This window comes from Gammaproteobacteria bacterium, from assembly GCA_016200485.1.
Lineage (GTDB): Bacteria > Pseudomonadota > Gammaproteobacteria > Tenderiales > Tenderiaceae > JACQEP01.
In genome coordinates, this window is the sequence record JACQEP010000014.1 from 1 (window position 1) to 26,057 (window position 26,057).

Sequence of the window (26,057 nt, forward strand, 5' to 3'; positions counted from 1 at the left end):
CAGAACTATGCAACCTCATGGTTATGGTTTTACAATAATGAACGCCCTCACAAGGCTAATGATGGATTACCACCAAAACAAATGCTGGCAGTAGCCGCATGACCTCTACTTTTGGCAGCAGCTAAAAATGGGGAGATTACCAAGTGGGTTTTCCCAATCCAACAGGATAGGCGCTGATAAGTTTCCCATCTTGAAACATGAATAACATTCGCTGCGGAATGTTAATGACAATTCCATTTTGAATAAACTCTGGAACAATATGGCGATTATCTATCCAGAGATTCTGGCCCGGTATAATAAGGTCTGGATTAGTAATGTCATTATCCCTTGCAATGACTTGCGCAGAAACGCCGAAGCGCGCGCCGATCTTTTCCAGATAGTCGCCAGATAAAATAGTGTAACTAAATCGCCTACCTATGAGCCCCGGCATTCCCTCGCCAAGCTCTGCCTGACAAAGGTTTTGTAGCATCCCGAACAATATAATCAAGGCGTATAAAGTAAGGCGAGACATTATTTAATGATTATAGAATATGATCGAATTATAACACCTTTCATTAAATATTTATGGCGGATGACAATCTGAATGCTATGCTCTTACTATCCAGTCGAGTGACTAAGGAGGATCTATGAAAATAGGAGAGATATGTACTCGAGATACTGTTATTGCGAAAAAGGATAATACTATCGTCGAGCTGGCAAAGCTGATGCGTCAGCATCATGTCGGAGATATTGTCGTCGTCAGCGAGGGAGAAAATGCCCCGATTGGAATCGTGACGGACCGTGATATTGTCATTGAGATACTTGCGAAAGAGCTATCTCATGAGGCAGTTACAGCAGGAGACATTATGAATCGTGATGTCCTGATGGCGCATGAAAACGATGATATCTGGGATACCCTGCAGCGGATGCGCATCAGGGGTGTCCGACGGATACCAGTTATCAATCGGAGCGGCGGGTTAGTTGGGATCGCAACACTGGATGATCTGCTTGAGCTATTGGCTGACGAGCTTGAAGAACTTGCTAAAACCGTCAGACGCGAACAAGAACAGGAACGTTCAACGCGAAAGTAGGCGTGGCAACATTAACGGTTTGCCATGGACGAAATGCAAAGCCGCGCAAGAGAATTCGTGTCGGCACTTTCTTGTCTGCTACTGTACTATCATCTCCCGCGCCTGCACGCGATAAGATGGCCTCCCAAGTCCGCGAGTATACGCTGATGAATCGAGGCATCATCTTGACTCATCAACAATACCTCTTTAGGTACGAATAACCTGATACTTTCCCAGGCGCCATCCGTCGCCATCGCACACTCAACCTTTAGCTCCCATTGAGCATCACGTGGTTCGACTTCAAAGAGGTACGCATCCAACCCAAGTTCATTGAGTAACTCGGTGGTTGCTTCACGGGCCAGGGCGAGCTCGGTGATCGATAAGGTCATAATATACTCCTCAATAATGGCTGTTCGTAAACGCTAAGTTTATGTCATTGAGTTCACCGGGGCACAAGGAGGATGGCCGCCAACGGCGGGATGACTAACGGGATGGAATAAGGTCGCCCCATCCATGGGACCGGCTCAGCGACTGGCATCTTGCTGCCGTTACCCAGATTGCTTCCACCGTAAAACTGCGAATCGGAGTTGAAGATTTCTTGATAGACGCCCGGGTCCGGTACGCCGATGCGATAATTATAGCGTGGCACCGGAGTGAAGTTGGCGATTACAATGACATAATCATGATCGCTACGGCGCAAGAAGCTCATTACAGATTGGTCGGCATCATGGCAATCGATCCACTCGAAACCTTGCCATTCGAACTCATGTTGATAGAGGGCGGGCGTGGCATGATAGAGGCGATTCAGATCACGCACCAGGGCTTTAATCCCCTGATGCACCGGATAATCGAGCACGTACCAATCGAGAACTTGGGCGCTGTTCCATTCGAGCCCCTGGCCGAACTCCGTACCCATAAACAACAGTTTCTTACCCGGATGGGTGAACATGTACGTATAGAGGAGGCGCAAATTAGCGAATTTTTGCCACTCATCCCCCGGCATCTTGTGGAGCATGGATTGTTTGCCGTGAACGACTTCGTCGTGGGAGAAAGGCAATAGGAAGTTTTCGGTAAAACAATAGAGCATGCTGAACGTGAGCATATCATGATGATACTTACGGTGAACCGGCGAGTGGGACATGTATCTCAACGTATCGTTCATCCATCCCATGTTCCATTTGAGATCGAAACCCAGACCTCCTACATGAATGGGACGCGTAACCTGCGGCCAGGAGGTAGACTCTTCGGCCATCATCAACACACCAGGGTGAGTGCGGTGCACTACCGTGTTGAGCAAATGCAGAAAGTCGATGGCCTCGAGATTCTCGCGGCCACCATATTGATTGGGAAGCCACTCGGTGCGGGAGTAATCCAGGTACAACATCGACGCGACCGCATCCACCCGTAGGCCGTCAATATGAAATTCCTCCAGCCAATACACGGCGCTGGAGAGAAGGAAATTTTTCACCTCATTGCGACCGTAATTGAAAATCAGGGTCGCCCAGTCCAAGTGTTCGCCCCGGCGCGGATCCTCGTGCTCGTACAGCGCGGTGCCGTCGAAGCGTGCCAAACCATGAGCATCCTTGGGAAAGTGGGCGGGCACCCAGTCGAGAAACACACCAATGTTGTGTTGATGGCAATAATCGACAAAATAGCGAAAGTCATCGGGGCTGCCATAACGGCTAGTGGGCGCGTAATAGCCAGTGGTCTGGTAACCCCACGACGGATCATACGGATGCTCGGTGATGGGCAACAGTTCAATGTGACTGAAGCCCATCTCCTGTACATAGGGTATGAGCTGCTGCGTCATAGCGCGGTAATTAAGAAACTCCCCCTCCGGCCCACGCTGCCACGACCCCAAATGTACCTCGTAAATAGACATAGGGCGGTGTTGCCAGTCAAAGTGGGCGCGCTGCTCGAGCCAGTGACTATCATTCCACGCATATTGACTGCGGGGTGCGACGATGGAAGCCGTGGCCGGCCGGCACTCCATTTGCTGGCCGTAGGGATCGGCTTTGACGAATACCTCTCCGGTCAACGCATTTCGTATTTCGTATTTGTACAATACACCCGGGGCAAGATCGGGGATGAACAGTTCCCAAACGCCGCTTCCATCCCGTAAGCGCATGGGATGGCGGCGCCCGTCCCAGCCATTAAATTCGCCGACGACGCTGACACGCTCGGCATTGGGCGCCCACACCGCGAACAATACGCCCGCGATTCCGTCCACCTCGTGAGGGTGGGCGCCCATGAACCGGTACGCGTGCCAGTGTTTGCCTTCACGGAACAAGTGCAGATCGAAATCCAAGATTTGCGGGAGAAAGCTGTAAGGATCATAGGCGATATGTTGGCGATGGGTGGTGTCGCGCCAGATCAAGCGATAGCGTTCCGGCATGCTGCCGCTATCACCTTCCCACTCGAATACGTCGGTGCCGGAGAGCCTCTGCATGGGCTGGTTGTTTTCAACGAGGGAGACCTCGCTGGCGGACGGAAGATAGGCGCGCACGACAAGACGGCCGTCCACCCAGTGTCGCCCCAGCACCGTAAACGGGTCTTTGTGACGGGCCTGGATAATCCTTTCCAGATCCACCTGAATAACCGTGCGATCCATGCACTATCCTCCCTGATTTTTAGTTTCAACCCGCTCAACGCACAGACTCGAACTCCCCTAATCCCATTTTAGACTTAGAACATTCTCTGTGCTCAATTCGATTCGAGTTCGAAATTGGGAACCTTCCCTATTCAATATTTCGGTTAACCATAGTGCATCCTCATTTGATGCGCGGTTCAATCTAAAGTGTTTAATCAACATGGGAATCATCCTCAGGCTGACGATTCTCGTGCTCGATGGTTCCATAGCCACAAAATACATCAACGACTATAGTACATTCACGAGCCGCTGCAATGCCGCTCAATAAGGAGAGAAACCGTGCCATCACCCGAGGAGGTCAGTCCGACGAAGCTTGAGGCGCACGTCATAAAACTGGCGCGTGAGATTGGGGAGCGCAATGTGTTTAACCCTCAGGCATTGCACAGTGCGGCGGATTACATCACCGCCACGTGGCAGGCACAGGGCTATCACGTCATTCCATATACCTACCGGGTCAGTGGTGTCGACTGCGCGAATCTGGAGATCACCCGCCCCGGTCAGCGCAGGCCGGACGAGTTACTGCTGATTGCTGCCCATTACGATTCTGTCATTGGCAGTCCCGGCGCCAACGATAACGGCAGCGGTGTTGCAGCCCTACTGGAATTATCGCGATTGTTTACTCAGCTCACACCGGACATCAGCGTCCGCTTTGTCGCCTTCGTCAATGAAGAGCCGCCCTTCTTTATGTGGAAACAAATGGGCAGCCTGGTGTATGCAAAAATGGCCCGCAGGCGCGGCGACAACATTCGTCTGATGGCTTCGCTGGAAACCATTGGCTACTTTCGTGGTGAGCCACGTAGCCAGCGTTATCCACCTCTCTTCCGCGCCTTTTACCCGGATCGTGGCGATTTCATCGCCTTCGTCTCTAATCTTGTTTCGCGCCGGCTGATGCACCGCGCTGCTGCTGCTTTTCGTGCCTATTCGGATTTCCCGCTGGAGCAAACCGCCACTTTTGCCCTGGTTCCCGGCGTAGCCTGGAGCGATCACTTTTCATTTTGGCGCCAGCGCTACCGCGCCTTCATGGTGACCGACACTGCCTTTTATCGCTACCCCTATTACCACACGGCGGATGACACGCCGGAGAAGCTCGATTACTCCTCGTTGACCCAGGTGACTAGCGGGCTGTTCCAGGCCTTCGCCGCCTTAGCGGGGCGCGACTCAGTTTATGCTCTTTAGCCTGCCACCCCACACCCCACATTCTTGACATAAGCGGATTAACGCTACGTAGATAGATTTGCTCCTGTTCATCCTTTGCGAGGCATCCGCTATAACGCATCTAAAAACTCCTTCCATGGAGTGGCCACCAGTGTTTCCGTGTTGCAACGCCCCAAGGCGCGAATGATCATGGCCGCCTTTTCCACTTGGACGGGATCCGCCGACTCTACAACGTCGACCACATCGATGCGCCCCATAGTGGCGTAACTTTGTTTCCAGACGACGGTGGGGCATTCTCGCTTGATCTTCTCGGAGACGCCCTCCGCGAGCCTCTTAAACTCTTTGGGGTCGGTCAAAGCACCTGGCGTTAACTGACTGAAGATAATGTATGTTGCCATGGATGAGCTCCTATGCGCTTGACTGGCATCGGTCAACCGCATACAGGGATCGCGCGGCAGAAACCGTTGATATAAATCTAGGCCATAATCACGACCGATGCAATGTTGGGTAGCCAGTCATACCCATGTAGTTCGAAAGATAACGTTGCAGCCACTTCCATTTAGATCAACACGCCATTACCCATGTAATTCCATGATGGTCCACTGCATTAAAACCTAAGGATCGGCTGCTACGCCCTCACTACCTTGAGTATCACATGGATGAATTTCAAGACCAGATCGGGGAAAATTAAAATACGCCAATTGAATCTGGATTTCTCTATGTCCATACGCATTACCCAGCTTTCCACGCCGCCGGTCCACACGCAGGATATAGAAATCGTCGAACGCAAAGGCATCGGACATCCTGACACAATCTGTGACGCCGTAGCGGAGAGACTCAGCATCGCCCTCAGTCGCTACTACCTCGATCGCTTCGGACTCATCCTGCATCACAACGTCGACAAAGCGCTTATCAGAGGCGGCGCGGCTCATGTTGAATTCGGCGGCGGAACCGTTTTGCAACCGATAGAAATCTACCTTGCCGGGCGGGCGACCCACGACGTCAACGGCAGTAAGGTGCCTGTCGATGAAATTGCGATAGAAACCACACGGCAATGGTTCAGCGAGCATATGCATGCGGTGGATTGTGAGCGACATTTGAAATTCCATTGCCTGATCCGGCCCGGCTCCAGCGACTTGGTCAATCTCTATCTGCGCCAGCAGGAAACCGGTATCGCCTTAGCCAACGACACCTCGTGCGGCGTGGGTTTCGCGCCGTTGGATGAACTTGAACAACTCGCGCACTCAGTGGAAAGCCATCTCAATAACCCCACAATGAAACCTGCCCATCCTGGGTTCGGCGAAGACATTAAAGTCATGGCTGTCCGCGAGGAAAATGAAATCATCCTTACCGTCGCTTGCGCCTTCATCAGCCGCTACATCCATAACATCGACGACTACTTGGAGAATAAGGGAAGACTCACGGCTATTGTTCTAGACATCGCAAGGCGAGTGACCGATAAAAAAGTTACCGTGTATGTGAATACCGCGGACAATCTCAATACAGGCAGCATCTACCTGACCGTCACCGGCACTTCAGCAGAGGCAGGCGACGATGGCGAAGTGGGACGCGGTAATCGGTCGAACGGACTCATCACACCCTACCGGCCGATGACCATGGAAGCCGTGGCCGGCAAGAACCCGGTCACTCACGTAGGCAAGCTTTACAACGTGACCGCCACGCGCATCGCTGCGTCTCTCGTTCGAGATATCCAGGACGTCAGCGAAGCATACTGTTATCTCGTGAGCCAGATCGGCAAACCGATTCAAGAACCGCGGGGAGTCGATGTTCGAGTCCGTACCGAAGAAAACCGATCGTTAAGAGACCTGATGCCCGCCATCATCGACCGCCGAATTTTCAGCGATTTGCCGCGTAGGCGTGCTCAGAATGCGATGCAGAATCTGCAACCCTGTTCTCTCATCCCCCTCCAATTTCCCCTCTTCCGCGGCGACCGTTTCCATGCAGCGTAACAGTGCCAGTCCGCCGCCGGGGACAATACCCTCAGAAACCGCTGCCTTGGTGGCGCTGATAGCATCATCGAGCGCCTCCTTTTTGTTTTTCATCTCCGCCTCCGAAGGCGCACCCACACGGATGACAGCAACTCCACCGGCGAGCTTGGCCAGCCGCTCTTGCAGTTTTTCACGGTCGTAGTCGCCCGTTGACTTTTCTATTTGTACACGAATCTGCCGGATGCGCCCGTCAATCGCACTTTTATCTCCCACGCCGCCGATGATCGTGGTAGTTTCACGTGCCACCACCACGCGTTTGGCAGTCCCCAACTGAGAGAGTTGAACATCTTCGAGACGGAACCCGATCTCTTCGGAGATAAGCTGTCCGCCGGTAAGGACAGCGATATCTTCCAGCATCGCCTTGCGCCGGTCACCGAAACCGGGGGCCTTCACGGCAACACTGTGCAACACGCCGCGTATCTGATTGACGATAAGGGTCGCCAACGCCTCGCCCTCGATATCCTCAGCGATCAGCAAAATAGGCCTTCCGCTCTTCGCCACCTGCTCAAGAATCGGTAGCAAGTCCTTCAATATACCGATCTTCTTATCACAAAGCAGGACATGTGCTTCTTCAAAAACCACCTCCATCTTTTCCGGATCGGTAACAAAGTAAGGCGAGATATAACCCCTATCGAACTGCATTCCCTCGACCACGTCGAGCACGGTCTCAGTCGTCTTGGACTCTTCCACTGTTATCACACCATCGTTACCTACCTTTTCCATGGCCTCGGCGACGAGCTCCCCGATCGTCGGGTTATTATGTGCCGCCAATGTTGCGACCTGAGCCTTCTCTTTGCGCGTTTTTACAGGTTTCGACAATGCCCGCAAGGCGTCGACTGCAACCTTGAGTCCATAATCGAGTCCACGTTTGATGTCGATGGCACTAGCACCCGCGGCGACATTGCGAATGCCTTCCGCGAAAATCGCATGCGCCAGCACCGTTGACGTACTGGTACCATCGCCTACGGCATCGCCTGTCTTTTCGGCTGCCTGGCGCAGCATCTGTGCACCGAGATTTTCTTCCGGATCTTTAAGATCGACCTCTTTAGCGATGGTAACACCGTCATTGCATACAATCGGAGCGCCCCACTTCCTTTCAATGAGTACCGATTTTGATTTTGGACCCAGCGTTAGACGCACCACATCGGCAAGCGCGGTGGCGCCGCGAAGGATCTTCTCACGTGCGGCAGAACGAAACAGGATTTGTTTGTGAGGCATCGGATTCAAGCTCCCTGTCATTCGAAATATACTGAAATGCACATTAACCCGTGCTAGTAGTGACATGCTTGGTAGTTTAAGAGTATATAAACTACTATAGAATAGACGAGTGGGAAGGTCAAAACCGACAGTTTAACTGCAAACATCTCTATAGTGTCTGATTTTATATTGATCAGAGGTTAATGACATGGCTATAGATATATCACTACACTGGCATATCCTAGATAACAGGTAAATCGACACGGATAAATTATCGCCAAAATGTAATTTCGTGAGATCGAAAATGAAATGTAAAGGCATTACGATTATTGGCGCCAATCTTAATGCCGCAGGAGGAAATGGAAATCATGCACATCATTTCACCCGTATTTGATCACCAAGAAACGATTCCAGCGAAATACACCTGCGATGGAGCCGATATATCGCCCCCTTTGACTTGGTCTAATGAGGCGCGCGCCTGGTTTGCCGGCTTGTTATAAATTCGCCAACACGTTTTGACCAAGGTTGGCGACGGCTATGAAATTCTCTGACCGCTATTCCAACTCATCGCCCAACCATATATTGAAATGCACGCCATGATCAGGAAGAGAAAACCGAAGATAAAATATAGTAACGGCAATAACATCAAAGAATATTTATATATTAAATAAGCGTGAATCATCATTAAAAAAGGCGCAATCAAGCTGCAGAGTAACAGCGATATCAAAGTGAACAGAATCTTTTTGGAAAGACTAAATTCGAATATGTAGTAAATCAGTGCATGTATCCATGGAAGTACCATCATCAAGAATATGGCAGTTGTTTCGAATCCCATTAGATGATCTTGGAGCGTGTAATGGAACGCACCGGGCGACAAAACAAAAAATATTAGGGAGCTAAACTGAATCAGCGCGCATAATCGAATGAAGTAACGCAGCGGTAAATATCTGTCTGGGATAACGGAGCTTGCTCCAACAGTAAACACGATAACAAAAATCATCCCCCACCATACGGAGGCATCAGGTGCGGATGCCGATATATTTAAGTAGGGCATTTCTAAATTTAGCCATGCCGGTCCATATGTTCCAGATGAAACTGAACCAACAACACCAAGTTTGGTGATCCAAAAATCAAAGAAATATCCCCAGGAAATGGCGACCAGCTTGAGAGCCGGCCAGGATAGCAGTGTAAAAACCAGAGGAAGAAAAAAGACAGTTTTTAGCCGACTGCGCGGAAAATGATAATTATGAATCGCCCTATGAATCGGAATTTGGCGGCCAAAATATTTCAGGCGGCTGTCAGGCATCGCTGCCGCCTGGCCATGTAGCGCCTTGCCATCAAGCTTAGAATTCATAAAACAATCCGGCTTGAATTCCTGTTCTGTTGTAATTTGGATTTACATAGTGATTTGCTGAGATATTCCATCCATAATTAGACAGCAGCCACTGCCGCCAGGAGACTATAGATTCGTGACTCACAAAGTCACTTATCACCGCGTTACTACCGATCAGCTGATAGGCTTCCTTGCCGCTTTCATAACGTAATGTGAGATATTGCCGTTTGTTCTCGCCATAAGTCAGCACTGCGTAGCCTCGGCTCGACGAAACATCGCCCGGATCACTATTGTTCAAGCGCGCCCCAACCTCAATAATGAGTTGTACGGGAAAGTAATACGTAGCGCTTATAAGCCGGCTATGGTCAACATGGTCGTCCTTGGCATCGTAGTAACCCAAGCCCAGAGTGGTGATGAGTCGCTTATCATCCATCCATTTTCTACTGAGAAAGGCATCGGCACGAAACTGAGGCAGAAAAATCCCTCCCTTACTACTACCTAGATTTAGTGCCCCATACCAATTTCTGCTGAAAGTATGATTAAAGCCCAGGCCATAAAACGTTCCTTGATCATCAAAATGGGTTTGCTTGCTAATTTCCACACTGACTTGATCATCTGAGCGCAGCTGAAGATTGAGGTGTAATGTCCGGTCAGACCAATCGGAATAACCCCCGCTCAGTTCGGCATGCATATAATCAAGACTCACATACCCGCTAGGATTAGCGGAACCTGACATATTTTGCGTATCCGCAGCATAGGCCAACGAGACGGCCTGGATTGCCAGATATAGTGCCGCCACGATTCTCCTCATCGTTCGATTTCTCATAATAATGGTTTATTCACTCGTGCAATTAATCAGTTTTTCAGGTTCACCTGGCACTTCAGGGCGTGACATCAATCCCTGGAACACTGCCTCCTCTAGCACATTCCATCGTTCCCCATGCCTGAAAGCCGAAGCATGCGACAACCAGCAGGATACCGTGGCCCAGTCATCACGCTTTGCTGCGGCAACAGCGATCAAACCCCATGGATAGTCATTAGTGGCCTGCTCATGCCATGCCTTTTTGTTTTCCGTCATCCAGTCGGAATAGAGTCGTTGATCGTTATTTAATGGGGTTTTAAAATCGGCCAACAATGGAATTATCTGGGCGGTTTGATCCGGGTAAAAGCCGTGATTCTCATATTGTTGCATGGAAGCGCGAAACTTTTTCTCTATCGGTAGCCAGAACTGAAGAATAATATTTTGATGCAACACATCCGATTTCCGCATAATCGCCCCTGCACGCTCCTTGTCACCAAGACGTGAATAATAATTACTCAAACTCCTTAGCGCTGAGTAGACCTCGGTATTGTCCATAAAAAGGCCAACTCTCTGTGCTGTCGATATCCAGAATATTTTTTTTTGCCTGTCATACAAGACCGTTGTGAGATAGCGATAGGCCTTCTGCATGCTTTGTTGCCAGTGACTAGACATTCCTGAAGCTGGCGCGACGGTGGTTAATAATTCAACCCAAACAGCGAGCATGGCATCATCGGCATCGGCCGGTCCGCAATCGTGATAAGCATTATTTTCAAGACAAATACGATAGAAAAGCCCGTCGCTATGTTGTTGTTGAATCGCCCACTCGATCCAGGCTGTTGCGGATCGTTGAACATCGAGGCCCGTGGCATACGACATAAGTAACGCCTTTGAGGCAAAATACGGATCAATCCGGTCACCATTTAGGTGCAGCGTGATGGCACCATCCTGCCGTTGATATCCAGGCAATAGCAGTTCTGACGCCCGCACCATCCCGATATTCAAGCATAATAGTGCAGTTAGAATGGTCCGGGAAATTAGTTGATTCATTGGCGGCAGATTTTGGATAACGTATTGTTCCTGGCCCATAAGGTCCCATGCACAATCACTTCACTCTCTGCGTTAATCCTATTCGCTGTAATAGTCGTAGGAGATTTTTCACTGCCAATGACTGTCCAGGGGCTTATCGCTACGCGTCCTTCTGCCGAAATCGGGCCCTGAATACGGCACTGTCCACCGATCAAGATATCTTTTTCACTGACAATAGCGCCAGTAATTTTGACACTTGTGTCAAGCTCAACATTACCATAAGCCTTAATACTGCCTTCTATAGTTGCACCGCTGCCGATTGTGATATCGCCTTGTACCACGATATCCGCCAGCAGGTAACTGTTAGCAGGGATTGTCAGGTCGCGCTTCAACAGCCAGCGCCCCGCCTCATCGAGGTCCGCGTCAACTAACAGTATCGGCGCCCGCAAGGTTAGTGCTTCACTTTCGGCAAGGCTTACAGGCATTACTTCGTGCTCACCCGACAAGAACAGGATAGTCGGTGCGTGGATGCGTTCAAATGAGCAATTTGGGTGCAATATGATCTCTTCCTCTGCCGATAGTCTACCCCTAACTTCGCAGCATGATGATAGATAGATTCTTCGACCATGCGCCCAACGAAATACGGTGCTGCCTTCTCCTAATTCAAATGTGTCAAGCGTCAGCACGGCCTTAAACCGAGTTCCGCGACCTCCAACAATTGCGTGTTTAGAATAAATTTCCCGTGTAAATGCATAGTCGTTGGGCAGAGCCAGATACCTATCAGCAATAACGACTCGCTGAATCAATCGACGATCAATCTCTTCACGCGTGAATATCGCCTCCTCGCCTTGATCGACGAAAAGATAGTTCGAACAAAATTCGGTACTTGGTTCTCCCTTGGCTATCGCTACGCTTTCTTTGGCTATGAAATCGCTAAATCGATTGGCAAAGTTGGCGATCTTGCTATCATATGCCTGAACGATAGATAGAGGCTTGGTATCCAGACCAAAAAACAATTCTCGTAGCGCAGGCCCCAAAGGTAACAACAGAATCCCTGCTGTGGTCACAAATAATAATGACTCCCACATGAGCTATGGCGCCTTTCGATATCGAGCGGTCTTATCCCACTTAATCTCTCGCTTAAAGAGGGCATCGATCAATTGGCTGCAGGTGGCTATTGAAATCGAAAACGTACTTACCACAAAGCTGGAGAACATCAAGGGCAGCAACCGGGTTCGGTTTTGATTTCGATCAAGATAAGTTGCAGCGGCAACCTGAAAAAATGCGCCAAAGTTACCGAATGCACTAAAGGAAAAAATCGAAAATGATGCCATGAAAATAGTTACTATCGGTGATGTGAAATAATAGAATAAAATTATCGAAATTACCCAGCCACAGATTAACAAAGGGGCCAAGGCATAAATACCTAACAATAGAGCTCCGTCAATTCGCTCAGGCCAGCGCAAATCGCTTTTACGCAATATGCCTGCAATATGTCGCACCAAGGCCTGATTATGCCCTTTGGCCCAGCGTTTAATCTGCCGGATACGCACAGCCCAATCTTCGGGCACCTCTTCGTAACACTCGGCGCGGTTTTGGTATACCGTTTTCCAGTTATTAAGTAACAGCCTATAGGTTATGTCAGTATCCTCGGCCAAAACACTATCATCCCAACCACTGATACTTTTCAGCGCTGTTAGCCTGATACCTCCTACTGTTCCGCCATACTGCGGCAGAAGACGCATGTTCATCCGTGCTTGCTGATCGACTTGATAGCCCCCTGCTCGCTCAAGATCCAATAGCCTGGTGAGAAGATTACTGCCGACGTTATTGGGCACCACCCGCCCCATACTCGCACCGACCTCAGGATCGAAAAAGGGTGCCACAAGTTGTTTTATCAGACCACGTGACGGAATATAGTCCGCATCAAACACTATGATGATTTCGCAACTACGATCAACTAATTCAGTGGCATCTTTCAACGCTGCGGCCTTCCCTGGCTTGCCGTGGCCACGATGAAAAGGGGTGATTCGCAGCGGATTTTTCTTTACGAATTCATCGATAATCTCCCGTGTTTTATCGGTAGAACGATCATTCACCGGCATGATGGTCATTTTATCGGCGGGATAATCGACCTCAAGCAACGCCGCTATGGCGCCGGCAATAACGGCTTCTTCATTGTGAGCGGCGACAAAAACAGTAATATTCGGCCATTCTGCGGTATCAATATCCAGATAAGGATAGCGTTGGACACCGAATAGACGATTCAACGTAAATAGATAGTGACGAATTGCATATACCAGAATTAGCGTCACTATAATTATCAGTAACCATGATAATCCCATAAACAATGATTGATTATGATGATCGGCTATATCCGTGGCTGATAGCCTTGTCTGTATTACATTTAAGGCTTGTTGCCGAAATGAATCCACAATGCTTAATTGTATCCATGCGTCGTATTTGTTGAATTCCAATCGGTGATCTAGCGCATTTGTAATTTCAGACCCGACTGTGTTTATCAATATGGGTGCTTGCTGCACCATTGATGTTTGTTCTGCGGGTGATGGCGTGAGCGCAGAAGTCTCGGCCACGACTGCTTGCCCAGTCATTAGCAACACGATGAATATTGCCAGTAATTTAGCAGAGAGGCTATTCATGCACTTATCTTTTGGCCATTAAATAATTTTGGTCATGATTTACAACTCCCCCTTTTCTCTCACACCGAGAGAAAAGGGGGGATCAGTCTCAAACCATCTTCGTTAGTTTTAGTTAAGGGGCATGGCGGCAAATTGTAATTCCCTGCCGGATCTAGCAATGACTACCCAATTCTTATCGCCCTCCTCAACTTTTGCCTTGCCCTTCTGAATGTAAGGCTTGCCATAGCTATTTTTGGGCAATAACCACGTTTGTTTGGCGAGTGACTCAGGATGAGTCGCGACAAATTTTATCCGTCCATATGCGTCTTCCACGACATGCCACGACACCTGTCGACGACTGGTCAAAAAATTCGACAGATCGGTCATGGTGTACCACTCGAATTTTTTATTTGCCTCATAGGCGTCTGTGCGATCCAGCAGCGACTTCATGACATCCGGGTAATCAGCTGCGCCGGGTGGATGAAAATAGATCAAGCGGCTTGTGCGATTGTGCACAGAAAAATCGACCAGTGCGTCTAGCCAACGGTTTATCTCGGCTTGACTCACACCATATTGGGAAAATTCTTCAAACGTCGCGTATTCGCCCAGTGTACTCACCGGAAAAGCCCACATACCCGGATTCATTAGCATGCCCTGGCGATATCCGCGTGTTGGACCCATACCGGTGTGGCCGGTAAAGTAATAGCCAACAATGCCATTCCGCTCCAACCAGTTCATGGCCCACACTGGATTATTGCCTTGCGGTGCGGAATATTCGGTAATTGGCTGCTTTGTAACATTCTCAATCGCGCTCTTATTCAACACAAGGAATGGCTCAAATTGAGCTTGATTGAGTTCGTTTGCATTAATGCCGTAATAATCATGTACCCAGCCTCCATGACTGCCGACCTGGTGCCCTTTTCTGACAAAATATTTAATCCAGCGCTGAGTAACCGGATTATTTGGGACGTTAAGCCCTAAACCGTCGCCAGGCACAATGGCATCAGGACCCGCGGTAAGGTGAATGGAATATGGCCCTTGATCCCAAATGCCCTGCGTATCCAGGGTCTGGATTGGCTGCAAGGCCTCAGCTGAGTCGAGATGCCAGTTCAGCACCATACCTCCTCTGCCTTTGGGATGATTGGCAAGCCTTGGCAAACCCAGCAGATCAGCACCAAAATAGCGAAGAAATCCGTGCATCAGCATGCCATCCGTTTGACCCTTAAGGTAGCTCAACGGGGTATTGACGAAAAGCACTTTGCCATTGCCGAAATTATTCAGACCCGCCACTAAGCCGAAGTCCATCGAAGACAAAAGCACTGTACCTGTGTAATTTCCCTGTGTTACATAACTCGGATAATCAAGGAATCCATATACATATCCACTCACCCCATATACTGATGTCGATGGCGAAATCGGCTGCGGCAGGTTAACCGTATGTGGAGATTTGTCTCGATTTTTCTTAAAGATGTAATCGGTTTCATCAAGATCATAGTCATTGCTTCCACCATCTTCCTTGCTATCATAAATTGCCCCCGGCGAGTGGTGGCCATGGTTGATTTTGGGGCCTTTGATTACTCCTAGAAAACGCTGATCAGCTTGTGCATCATTTCGTTTCTGATACTTAAGTTTTTGATGGAGTCGATGATCGTAGTTGATTACCCCGCCGGGATTTGTAGAATCTGATTGTAGATATTGTGGCGATAATAAAGGTACTCCAGAAAACGGCATCGACTTACCAGGAGGCACCTGTAATTCCCAAAGCGTTTTTTCGATACCTAATACCGGTCCTAAACCGATCGTGAATTCACGCAGTGCATCATAAAGCACATAATCAACTCCGACGAGATCGCTAAATCTCGATTTTACAGGTGGATAAAAACCTGCGTCGGTTAATACTCCGGCGTCGTAAACCAACATCAGTCGACCACCTCGGCTCACGTACTCTTTAACTGACGCGATTAGCTCATTGCTTGCCCGTTGATGAATCTGATCTGGGAGGATAATCCCTTTGTATTTTAGAGAAGTTAACCCCATCTGCAAAAATTGGCTGTCGGTAATAAATTCCAGCTGCAAGCCTTCTTCATCGGCTGCATCGCGCCATGTCTGCATGCGAGGGTCACTAGACACAACATCATCCGGCAGCAGCATCGCCAACCCTTCAACGCCTCCAGCCATAGCTGTAACGGTGTTCAGCTGAATTGCAATCAGAACAAATAAAGTGTTCAAGACCAGCCGTAGCGATTTCAAAAAATCTATTCTCATAGTTCGCCTCACTTATGAAGTGTTGGTTTTAACAGTTGTTGTTTAGTCCTCGGTGACCCTCTCGGCTTGCTCAAGAGCATTGCTCGTACGAGAAAATACTACAACCTTATCCTGCAACTCGGTCATTAATACGTCGACGATCCGCACACTCGCCTTTCCATCGCCAAACGGGTTATGTGCACGAGCCATGCGTGAATATTCGCTTGGGTCATTAAGTAATTCCTCTACCGCTGCCACAATGAAATCGCGCTCGGTTCCCACCAGCTTCGCCGTCCCCGCCTCAATAGCCTCCGGCCGTTCGGTAGCATCCCGGACAACTAATACTGGTTTACCAAGCGAGGGAGCTTCTTCCTGGATGCCACCGGAATCTGTAATGATCAGATATGCACGCGACATAAGATAAATAAATGGACGATAATCCAAGGGATCCAATAAATAAACATTGGGTAGATTTTCAAGGTTGGCGTGCACAGGTCTCTTGACCTGTGGATTAAGATGCACAGGATAGACAATTTGTATTTCCGGGTGTCGCTCGGATAGCATTCGCAGCGCATTACAGAAACTTTTGAATTTATCGCCAAAGTTTTCGCGACGATGGCCAGTGACAAGAATTAGTCTTTTATCAGGATCCAGGAAGGAAAATTGCGCCAATAGTTGAATCTGCAATGATTTATCCAGCCCAATTTCCTGAGTCATCATCAATAGGGTATCAATCACCGTGTTACCGGTTATGATGATTCTGTCATGTCTAATCCCCTCTTGAACCAGGTTCTGCCAAGCTTGTTTGGTCGGAGCAAAATGCAAAGTTGCAAGTGTTGAGACTATCCGCCTGTTAGCCTCTTCGGGCCAGGGAGATTTTATATTCCAGGTGCGCAACCCCGCCTCTACATGGGCTATGGGAATTTGTCGGTAGAATGCGGCCAAACTCGCCGCCATTGCAGTTGTTGTATCGCCGTGGACTAACATAATGTCTGGCGATATCTGGTCAAGCACTTTATTCAGGCCATTCAATACGCCCGTGGTAATTGAAGTTAAATCCTGATCGATTCGCATTAAATCAAGATCGTAATCAGGGGTTATCCCAAACAAGGCTAGTGCGTGATCCAGCATTTCACGATGCTGGCCTGTCACACAAATCTTCACGTCAAAATTCGGACGTTTATTAAGGGTGCGGATTAATGATGCAAGCTTAATAGTTTCTGGACGCGTCCCGAATACCAACAATATTTGTTTCATTGCCTCCCCTTATTGTTATTATTGTATTGATTATTTGTTTTGATTATAGACTAGAAAAACATGTTGCAACTATATCTCCACTCTGCCCCACGTTGATTACGAATGCAAGTCAATTAATGTCGTCAACAATAAAACCATATTATTAATAATAACTAGTGAATTTTTTCTAAAATATTTTTGTTTTACACGTTGCCAGAATGGTCTTTGTTTTCATCTTAATATAGGTCAGAATCTGACTTGATAGGTGTTCATATATCCTTTGCAACCATCGTTGCGTGTTTCCATTTATGCGAACACTACGATTACAACCATCGGTAATGGAGGCCAGCGCTTAATTCAGTCACGAGCAAAAATTTATGCAGATATTCTCTTTTCGCTCCAGTAAACTTGTTGCAATAAAAATGGAAGAAAGGGTAAAAATGGAATTTATAATTTATATGGATTGCCGCCATTCGCGCCGCAATGGGAATAAAATGGGTGTTGAAAGGTCAAACACAACATTACTCGCGGATCAGCTTTAAAAATATCTTCGGTGCCGTTACCGTAATGTACATCAAAATCGGCGATAGCGACTCGTTCTAAGCCATGGCTAACCAATGCGTACGCTACGCCGGCGGCGCGCAACGCTGCCTCTAGCATGTACGGATTCATTGCGGTATCTGGATCGAGATGAGCCGACCCTTTTCGGGGCGCTTCATGATGAATGGCGTGTACAGGATATTTCGGCAAGCGAATGTCGCGACAACCTTTCCCATCATCCTGCTAAGTCTGGCTCCCCGCAGTGGCGCAGAATTTCCGCGCGGGCGGCATTGCGTAACGTGAGGACGGCAGACCAATCTGTTCCTTCAGGTAAGATCGGTTCGCCGATGGTAATGCTGATCGCGCCGCGACGTGGGAACCATTGGTCGCTACGTAGAATGGTACGCGTACCCCGGATGGTCATGGGCACTATCGCTATACCTGCCTGTGCCGCGATGGCAAATGCGCCCATGCGGAACGGCAGCAGTCCCGGCGCGCGGTCGAAGGTACCTTCTGCAAAGAAAATCAGCGATTGGCCGGCACGTAGTATCTTTTGCAGCCGTTGCACATCTTCCACGCTCTGTTCGAACTCAAAGCGCTCCACGAATTCGGTGCCGATGGACTCAAGGTAGACGCGGGGAATGAATTGCTTCTGCAGCTCGCGTTTGGCGACAAAACTGAACTGCCGCGACAGCGCGGCGACCACGAGTATGCCGTCCAGATAACTGGCATGATTGGCCACCAATACACACGCGCCGGTTGGCAAATTTTCCACCCCGCGCACCAGAAACGGTGTGCCTGACAGGCGCACAAACAGCCGCGCCATGACACCGCTCAGGGACCAGCTCCACACGGGGCGCGGCAGCAATGATGCCGTCAGCCAGGTGAGTGGCGCCAATACCCAGAACAACACCCAGGCGTACGCAGCATAGAGGGCATCGGTTGTCATGTGCAGCGAACGCCGCACTTGGAGCACCGTCCCCGCCCAGGTCAGGCGCACAAATTGCCGCCACACCGCGCGGGGCGATCCGCCGATCACGCCTTTTTCATAGAATTCGCGACTGGCGGCGCGGCGGATTTTGCCGCTGGAGGTCTTGAGCACCGTATGAGGCGGGGCCAGCACCACGTCATCCGGCGGCTCGCCGAGCAGGTTCATCGCCAAGGCGTTTATCTGTTCGCGCAGCTTGTTCAACGTCACCGCCTCACTTTCGCGCGTCTCGGCCAGTACCACCAGGCGCTCGGTACCGGTGGCGGGATCGGGATTGCCGAATACCGCGACGCAGCCCTTGCGGATGCCTGCGATATTGCCCACTGCCTCTTCCAGTTCATAGGGATAGATATTGCGCCCGGCGCGGATGATGATGTCCTTGGCGCGACTCGTGAGGTAGATGTCCCCGGCGACGGTGTAGGCCAAATCGCCGGAATCTAGCCATCCATCGTGAAACAAGCGGCGGGTCTGTTCCGGATTGCGAAAATAGCCGGAGGTGACAGAAGGACCTTGGAATTCCAGTCGTCCTTCTACGCGATCGCCCACTTCATGGCCTGCGGTATCGACAATGCGGATCGGATGACCGGGCAGCGGTTGACCACAGGCCACAAAATGCAGGGCATCCGATTCATCATCGGCGGCGGGAAGGGCTAGACCGTTGCACATGAACGGCTCGCGCTGAATACGATCGATGATCGGGCCACGGCCAGGAGGGGGAAAAGCCAAACCCACCGCCGATTCGGCGAGGCCATACACCGGTGCTATAGTCTCCATGTGCAGACCATAGCGGCCGAAGCGCTGCTGAAAATTGTGAATGGTGTCGGGGCTGACCGGTTCGGCGCCATTGAAGGCCATGCGCCAGCAGCTCAGATCCAAACCTTCGATGTCACGATCGTCGATCTTGCGCAGACATAACTCATAGGCGAAGTTGGGTGCCGCCGACAGAGTGCCGCGGTGGCGATGGATAGTCCATAGCCAGCGTTCGGGACGAGCCAGAAAGGTAAGCGGCGACATGACGACAAGAGGAATGGCGTGGTACAGACTACCCAACCAAGCGCCGATCAGTCCCATGTCGTGATAGAGCGGCAGCCAGCTCACGAATATGTCCGAGGCATCCGCGTGTACCGCTTGCCCCATCGCCCGGATGTTGGCGAGCAGATTGGTATGCGTCAGCACCACGCCCTTGGGATTACCGGTGCTGCCGGAGGTGTACTGCAACAGCGCGATGTCTTCGGCCTTGTTGGCAACCTGGGTGAAAGTTCTCCCCGAAGTTAAGAGTTCCTCAGCCGTTGCCACGGTGCGTAGACTTGCCACGTGGGATTTGAGCAGCTGTGCCAGCCGCCTCGCTTCAGGCATGGTGATCAGAAGAATCGCCGCGGCATTGTTGAGGATGCCTGCATGGCGGCGCAAATGGTCCTCGATTTGCGACACGCGGGCGGGCGGATAGATAGGCACAGGGATGGCGCCAGTCAGCAACACACCGTAGAAACTGTAAAAATATTCACGGCCGGTCGGCAGCATAATCGCCACGCGCTGGCCGGGCTGCACATCATGACCTTGCAGGCCCGCCGCGATCGCCGTTGCCTCTTGGCGCAAGTTCCGGTAACTAATCACCTCTTCGCCTGCGTCTTTGACGAGGACAATGTGCGTGCGCTCACCATGGGAGGCCACATGCCAATCCAACATTTCTAAAAGTGTAGCGGCACGATCGGGCGTAGCCGTCACCTTCTCGACGGCAATCTCACTGATTTCCGCTGCCGTAACTGGTCGCCGTGCTGCGCCAGCGGCCAGTACCGCGCGCAGCAGATCGCGCGGCGTCTCCACTGTAGCCAGTGTCTGCTCCGGCAGACTCACATCGAAGAAACGTTCACAGCGCAGCAATAGTTCGACCCGTACCAGGCTATCGAAGCCAAGATCTCGATCCAGCGTGCTGTCGAGGGTCACTGCCACCCGCATGGCGGGACGCAACTCGGTGGCGAGCGCCCCGACGATATCAAGCAGCGCCTTGGCCTGATCTTCCGTGTTCATCTGCACTGCAATTCCACATCCATAAGCGTCCCCTGCTGCGTCACACGACAATACAAAGGAAACAGTCGCTCCAGCAACCACAGCGTCGTGCGGGCGTGCGAACTCAATTCGCGCACGCGAAACGTCGACATGCCGGAAGCTAACGCCATATAGAGCAACAACTGATCTGCGGCGTGAACATCCAGCGTTGCGCCGGCATCCAGTTCCGAACGCAAGGCCTGTGCCGCCTGCACTCCCAACTGCTCGGCGGGAACTCCTCGCTCCGCGGTGACCCCAGCTCCCAGCCGGGTGTACTCGGTGCACGCCACGAGCGTCAGCGCACCGCCTTGGCCGATGGCCTGTTCCCGTCCCAGTATTTGCGCATTTATCTGCACAGACGCCCTATTCAAATACCTTTCCGTCGTTGCGCACATTCGATCAACGATGTGCTGAGGCAAATTGGCGACATGCGCATAAGCCGTCAATGCTTGCAGCGCACCAGGCGTCTCGAGATGCAAGGGATGCAGCATCTTCGCAGACATTACTTCGAGTTCCACGATACCGCCACCGCGAGGATAGTAGCCGCGACGTAGCACACTGGCCCTGATATTCGCGCCCATGCGCGCGAGCAACGGCAAAAATACATGGAGAAAATAATCCAGCGGCGGCGCGGCGCGCACATCCGTACCGCCAGTGATTCGAATATGTACTGCCCCTCCACAGAGAATCGCCAAAGGCAATGCGGCTTGCAACACCAGCGTAATGCTGCCGGCGGTGCCTACGTCCCAGTGATAACGTCCCGCGCGCAAGGCACCGGGATAAAAATCGAATTCAGTCGCGCCCAAGGCGATATCAGCGACATTCGCGCCGCACAGATCGGCCACGGCACGCACCGCCGTCAGGTGCTGGGCGGCAAGCCCCGGATTTGCACGCCGCGCACGTATACCACTGAGGTGTACCGGCGTCTGCATCAGCGCTGCCGCCGCAACCGCCGTGCGCACCAGTTGCCCACCTCCTTCGCCATGGGAGCAATCGATCTCTATCATCACTCTGCGTACCTTTTCACCGCCGTGAGAATCTCGGCGGCACAAGTATCCATGCAAGCAACACCAATATTCCAAAGATTGTGTATGCCATAGTAAAGAGCCACGGGGGCAAGTCATAAAAAACGATTTCATGCAGCCAATATTCGATAAATGAATCCGAATATCCAACACCACCGGCGGCTTCTCTTAAGCGATTCTCCCATTCAGTGAGGGGACATATCCTGCCAAACCATGACTCCGCGACGACAAATCCGATCGCCAGCAGGTGGATGACTCTAAACCACAGGTTCTTAATCCAGCGCCACTGTCTTAACATCCCGGTCACGATAAGAACCAAACCAAGGATCACGAATGCTATAAATAATGCATGTATGACAAGAAGAGAATCAGCTAAGAACTGGAGCATCATTACTGGTCCGCTGCCGCCGAATTGAATATACCCAAGCTCATACCAAGAATTGCCATGTTTATCCCTCATGGAGCCACTGAATAATTCATCATTGTGGGCGAAGCATAGTGGAGAATCGGAATCCAGCGCTTATTAATGTTCGTAGACTACTGAATTCTCGAGTTCGCGAGAATGGCATCACTCGCGCATGATTGACCGCATGATTAAGTATAGCAATCGTTTAGCCTATCAAGACCTTCGTTGATAAATGCCGAGCCGGCGCGACCATGCCTCAAAACCATCATAGTCTTGTGGGAGAGTTTCGTGAATGCCGATTACCAACCATCCTTTTGGTCGCAGCGCCTGTTCCAGGCGCGACAGTACTTGTCTTTGTAAGCGATCTTCGAAGTAGGTGAACACCAAATTACGGCACAAGATAAGATCAAAAACATCCTCTGGGGTTTCAAGCCGTATATCTTGGCACATAAAATGCGTCCCTTGCCTAAACGGTGGCCGCAGACAAAATTCGCCATCGTCTTCGTTAAAGGCACGCTGACGCCAATCCTCGGGAATATTTTTGATACTGCCGTAGGAGTAACAAGCCTCAGCGGCACGATCGAGCATCTGCTGATCGCTGTCCGTTGCGATAATTTCTATCTTTGCCTGTGCATGCGCCACGCGCTGCTTTTCGTCGAGTTCCCAGAGAATATTCAGGCTGTAGGGTTCTTCCCCCGCAGCGCAACCTACGCTCCATAGGCGCAGTACCGTTTCGCCTCGCCGCTGCATTTGTTGCACCAATTCCGGCAAGATGATCCGTTGCAAAGTAGAAAATACGAGCCGGTCGCGAAAAAATCGAGAGATGGTGATGCGGCACAACCCATCCAGGACCGCCCATTCTTCACGCTGACACTGCAAATACTCTTGATATGCGGTAATGTCCCGTAACTGCAGGGTCTGTAGCCGCCGGTTGATGCGCTTACACACCTGGTTGTGGACTTTGCGAAACCCAGTCCAGCGCATGTGTAACTCTGGTAACGCCCATTGCAGAAATTCCACACATGCATTCTCATCCATTATGCTCAACACCAACCAAGGACCGGTATGAGGTCATGGCAAATGGATCACGTCGAAGACAACCGGGTCTCTTCGCGAGAACCACTGTCAAAAAGAGTCATATCCCAATAATCCTTGGATATATCTTGGCGCAAGATATACACGCCACTGTCATTACCTCGCACCTTGAAATAGCGATGCCCGGGGTCAAGCCAGCGATCTACGACTTCCACCACCTCGATCTCCCGCTCTCCAAGAAAAAAGCGGCGTGGGGTCTCCTCTCCACGATAGCCGGCGTAGCATTCAACACGAATAGTCGAGGTAATTTCGGACATGAATTAATTATAGACGCTGAAAACCTCAAGTTGTTGTGTTAACGCTTGAAACAGACGGGGCAACCACCGGCTCGCATCCGTTCTTGGTTAATGTGTGTGGGTTGAACTATAGTGATTAAATGTAACCATCAAATACTCGGTCTTTGCTTATGCAATGGAGGCAATATGTTAGAACTTAATCCGGAAACGGTCTGTTTCCTTATCAACAAGGCCAAGGGGTTTCACGCCAAAGAAGAAGTCGTCATTCCCGATGAACCGCTCAGCCCAAGTGAGGATTGGGCACGCCAAGTCTTAGCAAATCATGCAGATGATCTCACCTACCAAGAATTCAGTGACGCTATTGATGACTTGGAACCCGATCAGCAGTTCGCTCTGGTTGCTTTAATGTGGCTGGGACGGGGCGATTACAGCGTGGATCAATGGGACGATGCCTTCTCCGACGCCAAAGAGCGTTGGACGCCTCGGACCGCAGAATACCTCATGGCCAGGCCCTTAATCGCAGACTACTTGACCGAAGGGCTTTCCCTCCTCGGTTATAGCTGTGAAGAGTAAACATCAAACAGTCGATATCAGCACTCAGTAGAGAATATGAACGTTTTCTTCATCTGCATGGATACAAGTTCGCCGCTACAGTACCGCTGGCACACAGCACATCAGATACACTTTTCGTTCAATGCTAATGCCTTCGACCTCATCTAACACCGTGTTTTAAACGAATATCATTGATCAATCCCTGCCGGTCTGTCTTCATCCGCCGGATAATCTCCTGCGGTGCCCCGGTATCCGAATCGTACTTAGCCCCCCAAGCCACCATTTCCAACACCAACGGCACCAGATCCATCCCCTTTTCGGTTAGCGTGTAAATCTTGCGAGAACGATGTTCCGGATCGATGGTTTTGTCGATGATCCCAGCAGCTTCCAGCCGTGTCAGACGCTCAGCCAAAATATTGGTGGCAACCCCTTCGGGTGACGCAAGCAGCTCGCCGTAATAGCGCTTGCCGAAGAACATCAGGTCACGGATGACCAGCAAGGTCCACTTGTCACCAAATATATCCAGCGAAAAGCTAATTGGACATGGTGAGCGGCGATTAGCTTGAGTTTTTTGCTTCGTATTCATGATCTGACTATAGGACTTTTTATAACTACTTGTAAATTGAAAGTACACCGCCTATGATTAGCTTGCTTTTTGCAAGTAATGCCCCCCAGGGAGATTCCGCAATGAAAATTTATCTGATTCCGGGTGCGCCTAACTGCCGCAAGGTTCAGGCGGTAGCATCCCAACTCGGCTTGAAATACCAAACTCAGGTGCTGGATATCAGAACCGGCGATACTGATACCCCTGCATATCGGTCGCTCAATCCCAATGGCTATACCCCCACCCTTGTCGATGGCGACTTCGTGCTATGGGAGTCCAATGCCATCATGCAATATCTTTGTTGTGTGCAACCGGAAACGGACTTGTTTCCTAACGATGCCAAACTCCGCGCTGACATCACCCGCTGGCAATTCTGGGAACAGGCGAACCTGCAAGGCAATGCCAATTCATTGTTCCGGGAAAATTTTCTTAAACCGAATTATTTTGGCCAGTCTCCTGATCCTGCTCATGTTGAATATGCCACTCAACAGTTCCAAATTTATACGCCGATGCTGGATCGCCACCTTCAAGGGCGCCGTTATATGGTAGGCGATAATTTAACAATTGCCGATTTTACGCTCGCTGCATCGTTTTGTTATGCCACGCTGGCGAAATTGCCATGGGAATCTTATTCGAATATCCAAAACTGGTATCAGACAATAGATCAAATGCCCGTCTGGCACAACACGGTCCCGAAAAATCAAAAATGAAGGAGTCGACGATGAAATGTAAAATCACTATGATTCTACTCCCTACCATTGCGGCAAGTATCGTGATGCAGTCAGTCATGGCCATGGTATGGATGAATCCGTTAACCACGCGTATTATTCTTACGCCTGAATTCGGCCAAAGCCAGAAACTTATCAATGTCTGGACGTTATGGGAACCCCTGCCAAGGCTAGCACAAATGCCCTCATGGCCAATGATTGTTGGGTTTTCTCTGTTCTCTCTTCTCCATGTATTGGTCTACAAGCGTTTCTCTGCACTTTTCCCAGGTAACACATGGTTTGGTAAAGGGCTATCTCTGGCCGCTGGCATATTTATTTTTCAATACACCTATTTCGAATTTTTCACGCCTTTTAATCAATATCACGAGCCGCTTTATCTCATCGCCTATGAACTTCTACTGCAAGGAATTATGGCGTTTGCCGAAGGACTGACAATTTCCTGGCTAATGGAAAAGTCACCTATGATTACCAGACAAATAAAAACTGCATGACAATTA

24 protein-coding genes and 1 pseudogene are annotated in these 26,057 nt (G+C 50.3%); 6 read left to right on the forward strand and 19 right to left on the reverse strand.

Annotated features, from left to right (window positions below; all coding sequences use genetic code 11):
* Positions 1 to 136 precede the first annotated feature (136 nt).
* On the reverse strand, positions 137 to 511 hold the full coding sequence (locus HY272_08770) for a LysM peptidoglycan-binding domain-containing protein (protein MBI3772775.1): 375 nt from the start codon (positions 509 to 511) through the stop codon (positions 137 to 139).
* Between the two features lie 115 nt (positions 512 to 626).
* On the opposite strand from HY272_08770, the gene HY272_08775 reads away from it, so the two are divergent.
* On the forward strand, positions 627 to 1,070 hold the full coding sequence (locus HY272_08775; GenBank protein ID MBI3772776.1) for a CBS domain-containing protein: 444 nt from the start codon (positions 627 to 629) through the stop codon (positions 1,068 to 1,070).
* 89 nt (positions 1,071 to 1,159) lie between these two features.
* On the opposite strand, the gene HY272_08780 is transcribed toward HY272_08775, so the two are convergent.
* Positions 1,160 to 1,438 carry a hypothetical protein gene (locus HY272_08780; protein ID MBI3772777.1) on the reverse strand — a complete coding sequence of 93 codons (279 nt, stop codon included), beginning with the start codon at positions 1,436 to 1,438 and terminating at the stop codon, positions 1,160 to 1,162.
* A 53-nt stretch (positions 1,439 to 1,491) separates the two neighbouring features.
* Entirely contained in the window at positions 1,492 to 3,660 is a 2,169-nt protein-coding gene (glgB, locus tag HY272_08785) for a 1,4-alpha-glucan branching protein GlgB (GenBank protein MBI3772778.1), read from the reverse strand.
* 318 nt (positions 3,661 to 3,978) lie between these two features.
* Between glgB and HY272_08790 the strand changes: the two genes are divergently transcribed.
* Entirely contained in the window at positions 3,979 to 4,875 is an 897-nt protein-coding gene (locus tag HY272_08790) for a M28 family peptidase (protein ID MBI3772779.1), read from the forward strand.
* 89 nt (positions 4,876 to 4,964) lie between these two features.
* Here HY272_08790 and HY272_08795 read toward each other — a convergent pair whose 3' ends face one another.
* Positions 4,965 to 5,252 (reverse strand): GYD domain-containing protein, encoded by a 288-nt coding sequence (locus tag HY272_08795; protein ID MBI3772780.1) that lies wholly within the window; start codon positions 5,250 to 5,252, stop codon positions 4,965 to 4,967.
* 321 nt (positions 5,253 to 5,573) lie between these two features.
* Between HY272_08795 and HY272_08800 the strand changes: the two are divergent.
* Positions 5,574 to 6,662, forward strand: a pseudogene (locus HY272_08800) (methionine adenosyltransferase).
* A 9-nt stretch (positions 6,663 to 6,671) separates the two neighbouring features.
* Here the strand turns inward: HY272_08800 and groL are convergent.
* From groL to HY272_08870, 14 genes are all read right to left on the reverse strand, one after another.
* On the reverse strand, positions 6,672 to 8,081 hold the full coding sequence (gene groL / locus HY272_08805) for a chaperonin GroEL (protein ID MBI3772781.1): 1,410 nt from the start codon (positions 8,079 to 8,081) through the stop codon (positions 6,672 to 6,674).
* A 514-nt stretch (positions 8,082 to 8,595) separates the two neighbouring features.
* Complete coding sequence (locus HY272_08810; protein MBI3772782.1) at positions 8,596 to 9,414, reverse strand: hypothetical protein; 819 nt, start codon at positions 9,412 to 9,414, stop codon at positions 8,596 to 8,598.
* Positions 9,404 to 10,192, reverse strand: coding sequence for a YaiO family outer membrane beta-barrel protein (gene yaiO / locus HY272_08815; GenBank protein ID MBI3772783.1), 789 nt, complete (start codon positions 10,190 to 10,192; stop codon positions 9,404 to 9,406). Before yaiO ends, HY272_08810 begins: the two co-directional genes overlap by 11 nt.
* A gap of 36 nt (positions 10,193 to 10,228) precedes the next feature.
* Positions 10,229 to 11,185 carry a hypothetical protein gene (locus tag HY272_08820; protein MBI3772784.1) on the reverse strand — a complete coding sequence of 319 codons (957 nt, stop codon included), beginning with the start codon at positions 11,183 to 11,185 and terminating at the stop codon, positions 10,229 to 10,231.
* Positions 11,186 to 11,238: 53 nt separating this feature from the next.
* Positions 11,239 to 12,309, reverse strand: a complete 1,071-nt coding sequence (locus tag HY272_08825; GenBank protein ID MBI3772785.1) for a hypothetical protein — start codon at positions 12,307 to 12,309, stop codon at positions 11,239 to 11,241.
* A gap of 3 nt (positions 12,310 to 12,312) precedes the next feature.
* Positions 12,313 to 13,767, reverse strand: a complete 1,455-nt coding sequence (locus HY272_08830) for a glycosyltransferase family 2 protein (protein ID MBI3772786.1) — start codon at positions 13,765 to 13,767, stop codon at positions 12,313 to 12,315.
* Between the two features lie 222 nt (positions 13,768 to 13,989).
* Positions 13,990 to 16,125, reverse strand: a complete 2,136-nt coding sequence (locus HY272_08835; protein MBI3772787.1) for a hypothetical protein — start codon at positions 16,123 to 16,125, stop codon at positions 13,990 to 13,992.
* A 42-nt stretch (positions 16,126 to 16,167) separates the two neighbouring features.
* Positions 16,168 to 17,361: a UDP-N-acetylglucosamine 2-epimerase (non-hydrolyzing) gene (gene wecB, locus HY272_08840; protein MBI3772788.1), complete on the reverse strand. Its 1,194-nt coding sequence runs from the start codon at positions 17,359 to 17,361 to the stop codon at positions 16,168 to 16,170.
* Between the two features lie 426 nt (positions 17,362 to 17,787).
* Positions 17,788 to 18,012 (reverse strand): hypothetical protein, encoded by a 225-nt coding sequence (locus tag HY272_08845; protein ID MBI3772789.1) that lies wholly within the window; start codon positions 18,010 to 18,012, stop codon positions 17,788 to 17,790.
* 103 nt (positions 18,013 to 18,115) lie between these two features.
* Positions 18,116 to 20,896: an AMP-binding protein gene (locus HY272_08850; GenBank protein ID MBI3772790.1), complete on the reverse strand. Its 2,781-nt coding sequence runs from the start codon at positions 20,894 to 20,896 to the stop codon at positions 18,116 to 18,118.
* Complete coding sequence (gene rtcA, locus HY272_08855; GenBank protein ID MBI3772791.1) at positions 20,893 to 21,921, reverse strand: RNA 3'-phosphate cyclase; 1,029 nt, start codon at positions 21,919 to 21,921, stop codon at positions 20,893 to 20,895. The genes HY272_08850 and rtcA overlap by 4 nt, the downstream gene beginning before the upstream one ends.
* 16 nt (positions 21,922 to 21,937) lie before the next feature.
* A complete protein-coding gene (locus HY272_08860) occupies positions 21,938 to 22,330 on the reverse strand; it encodes a DUF2784 domain-containing protein (protein MBI3772792.1) in 393 nt (130 codons plus the stop codon).
* 228 nt (positions 22,331 to 22,558) lie between these two features.
* A complete protein-coding gene (locus HY272_08865) occupies positions 22,559 to 23,383 on the reverse strand; it encodes a chemotaxis protein CheR (GenBank protein MBI3772793.1) in 825 nt (274 codons plus the stop codon).
* A gap of 47 nt (positions 23,384 to 23,430) precedes the next feature.
* Positions 23,431 to 23,697 (reverse strand): hypothetical protein, encoded by a 267-nt coding sequence (locus tag HY272_08870; protein MBI3772794.1) that lies wholly within the window; start codon positions 23,695 to 23,697, stop codon positions 23,431 to 23,433.
* Between the two features lie 165 nt (positions 23,698 to 23,862).
* Between HY272_08870 and HY272_08875 the strand changes: the two genes are divergently transcribed.
* On the forward strand, positions 23,863 to 24,249 hold the full coding sequence (locus HY272_08875; protein ID MBI3772795.1) for a DUF3775 domain-containing protein: 387 nt from the start codon (positions 23,863 to 23,865) through the stop codon (positions 24,247 to 24,249).
* 139 nt (positions 24,250 to 24,388) lie between these two features.
* On the opposite strand, the gene HY272_08880 is transcribed toward HY272_08875, so the two are convergent.
* The gene (locus HY272_08880; protein ID MBI3772796.1) at positions 24,389 to 24,814 is read right to left on the reverse strand and encodes a helix-turn-helix transcriptional regulator; all 426 of its coding nucleotides are present in this window, start codon (positions 24,812 to 24,814) and stop codon (positions 24,389 to 24,391) included.
* 101 nt (positions 24,815 to 24,915) lie between these two features.
* Between HY272_08880 and HY272_08885 the strand changes: the two genes are divergently transcribed.
* Both HY272_08885 and HY272_08890 read left to right on the forward strand, forming a co-directional pair.
* Positions 24,916 to 25,542, forward strand: coding sequence for a glutathione S-transferase family protein (locus HY272_08885; GenBank protein MBI3772797.1), 627 nt, complete (start codon positions 24,916 to 24,918; stop codon positions 25,540 to 25,542).
* Positions 25,543 to 25,553: 11 nt separating this feature from the next.
* Complete coding sequence (locus HY272_08890) at positions 25,554 to 26,051, forward strand: hypothetical protein (protein MBI3772798.1); 498 nt, start codon at positions 25,554 to 25,556, stop codon at positions 26,049 to 26,051.
* The last annotated feature ends 6 nt before the right edge of the window (positions 26,052 to 26,057 follow it).

Excerpts from the sequence above, each read along its gene's own strand:
- HY272_08770 (MBI3772775.1), bottom strand. The coding sequence starts at position 511 with ATGTCTCGCCTTACTTTATACGCCTTGATTATATTGTTCGGGATGCTA.
- HY272_08775 (MBI3772776.1), top strand. The coding sequence starts at position 627 with ATGAAAATAGGAGAGATATGTACTCGAGATACTGTTATTGCGAAAAAG.
- HY272_08780 (MBI3772777.1), bottom strand. The coding sequence starts at position 1,438 with ATGACCTTATCGATCACCGAGCTCGCCCTGGCCCGTGAAGCAACCACC.
- glgB (MBI3772778.1), bottom strand. The coding sequence starts at position 3,660 with ATGGATCGCACGGTTATTCAGGTGGATCTGGAAAGGATTATCCAGGCC.
- HY272_08795 (MBI3772780.1), bottom strand. The coding sequence starts at position 5,252 with ATGGCAACATACATTATCTTCAGTCAGTTAACGCCAGGTGCTTTGACC.
- groL (MBI3772781.1), bottom strand. The coding sequence starts at position 8,081 with ATGCCTCACAAACAAATCCTGTTTCGTTCTGCCGCACGTGAGAAGATC.
- HY272_08810 (MBI3772782.1), bottom strand. The coding sequence starts at position 9,414 with ATGAATTCTAAGCTTGATGGCAAGGCGCTACATGGCCAGGCGGCAGCG.
- HY272_08820 (MBI3772784.1), bottom strand. The coding sequence starts at position 11,185 with ATGGTGCGGGCGTCAGAACTGCTATTGCCTGGATATCAACGGCAGGAT.
- HY272_08825 (MBI3772785.1), bottom strand. The coding sequence starts at position 12,309 with ATGTGGGAGTCATTATTATTTGTGACCACAGCAGGGATTCTGTTGTTA.
- HY272_08830 (MBI3772786.1), bottom strand. The coding sequence starts at position 13,767 with ATGGTGCAGCAAGCACCCATATTGATAAACACAGTCGGGTCTGAAATT.
- HY272_08835 (MBI3772787.1), bottom strand. The coding sequence starts at position 16,125 with ATGAGAATAGATTTTTTGAAATCGCTACGGCTGGTCTTGAACACTTTA.
- wecB (MBI3772788.1), bottom strand. The coding sequence starts at position 17,361 with ATGAAACAAATATTGTTGGTATTCGGGACGCGTCCAGAAACTATTAAG.
- HY272_08845 (MBI3772789.1), bottom strand. The coding sequence starts at position 18,012 with ATGAATCCGTACATGCTAGAGGCAGCGTTGCGCGCCGCCGGCGTAGCG.
- HY272_08850 (MBI3772790.1), bottom strand. The coding sequence starts at position 20,896 with ATGAACACGGAAGATCAGGCCAAGGCGCTGCTTGATATCGTCGGGGCG.
- rtcA (MBI3772791.1), bottom strand. The coding sequence starts at position 21,921 with ATGATAGAGATCGATTGCTCCCATGGCGAAGGAGGTGGGCAACTGGTG.
- HY272_08860 (MBI3772792.1), bottom strand. The coding sequence starts at position 22,330 with ATGATGCTCCAGTTCTTAGCTGATTCTCTTCTTGTCATACATGCATTA.
- HY272_08865 (MBI3772793.1), bottom strand. The coding sequence starts at position 23,383 with ATGGATGAGAATGCATGTGTGGAATTTCTGCAATGGGCGTTACCAGAG.
- HY272_08870 (MBI3772794.1), bottom strand. The coding sequence starts at position 23,697 with ATGTCCGAAATTACCTCGACTATTCGTGTTGAATGCTACGCCGGCTAT.
- HY272_08875 (MBI3772795.1), top strand. The coding sequence starts at position 23,863 with ATGTTAGAACTTAATCCGGAAACGGTCTGTTTCCTTATCAACAAGGCC.
- HY272_08880 (MBI3772796.1), bottom strand. The coding sequence starts at position 24,814 with ATGAATACGAAGCAAAAAACTCAAGCTAATCGCCGCTCACCATGTCCA.
- HY272_08885 (MBI3772797.1), top strand. The coding sequence starts at position 24,916 with ATGAAAATTTATCTGATTCCGGGTGCGCCTAACTGCCGCAAGGTTCAG.
- HY272_08890 (MBI3772798.1), top strand. The coding sequence starts at position 25,554 with ATGAAATGTAAAATCACTATGATTCTACTCCCTACCATTGCGGCAAGT.